This is a genomic window from Paenibacillus sp. P4_E11 (assembly GCF_056401635.1).
Genome location: NZ_JBFUIX010000537.1, coordinates 1 through 1,110 on the forward strand (window position 1 = coordinate 1; position 1,110 = coordinate 1,110).

1 protein-coding gene is annotated in these 1,110 nt (G+C 39.1%); it reads left to right on the top strand.

The window, feature by feature from the left end; genetic code table 11:
* Positions 1 to 478 precede the first annotated feature (478 nt).
* Positions 479 to 1,110, top strand: a 632-nt coding sequence (locus tag AC1DWB_RS35825) for an ABC transporter substrate-binding protein (protein WP_477545819.1), incomplete at its 3' end; no start/stop codon positions are given.

The following is a 1,110-nucleotide window of genomic DNA, read 5'->3' on the forward strand; positions in this document are numbered from 1 at the left end:
ACATAATGCCGTACAATTGACCGGATGAATGAGTTGCTCCGTACAAATCCATCGTTTCTGCAATAGCATTAATGATGTCTTGTCTGGTGCGCACCCTTTGTTCTGATGCGTGATTTTCTTCTTTTTGAGACATTAGAATGTTCACTTCCCTATTCCTGATCGACTGATAGATTCAATAGATTTTGTTTGAATTAAATATATTATAGCAAAAAAAGAGTTGAGATAGATGAGGAAAATGTATTTGTGCTTTTACATAATCTTAATGTTGAGTTAACGCTCGGTTGACACAAAAAAGAAATTCCTAGTGTACAATAAATTTTGTATTGATTGGGTATGCGAAAGTAAATAGCAGTTAAATCTTAGTAATTCAAAAAAAATTGAATTTACGAGGTTTGCTTTTCTGCTTGATTAGTTCGTATAGTCCATAACAATCGAAGTAGAATCATCTCAAAACTATGATATCGGGAAAAGGGGATTAATGATGAAAGCGAAATGGAAATCACTTACGTCTGTGTTACTTATTACAGGTTTATTGGCAGGCTGTGGTACGGCGAAGCCAGATAACGCAGCCTCGAACAGCAGCCAACCGAGCCCAACAGCAACTGCTAACAAACCAGCGGAAATTACCGTTTATTCTGCAATGGAAGAAGAACAAATTAAAACCTATCTTACTTCATTTAGGTCACAGAATCCAACGATTAAAGTGAACATTGTTCGTGATTCGACAGGGATCATGACAGCCAAGTTGATTGCAGAGAAGGAAAATCCTCAAGCCGACGTCATCTGGGGATTGGCAGCAACAAGCTTGCTCGTTATGGATGATCAAAAAATGTTGGAGGCTTATGCGCCTAAAGGTGTGGATCAGGTGTTGCCTGAATTTAAAGATAAATCGAGTATTCCAAAATGGGTTGGTATTGATATCTGGGAGACAGCCATCATTGTCAACAAGGTGGAGATGGAAAAACGTCACCTGGCCATTCCCCAATCGTACGAAGATTTAGCTAAGCCGGAATACAAAGGATTAGTTGCTATGCCGAATCCTGCGTCCTCTGGAACAGGATACTTGACCGTTAATGCACTTATCCAATTGTACGGTAAGGATAAAGCTTG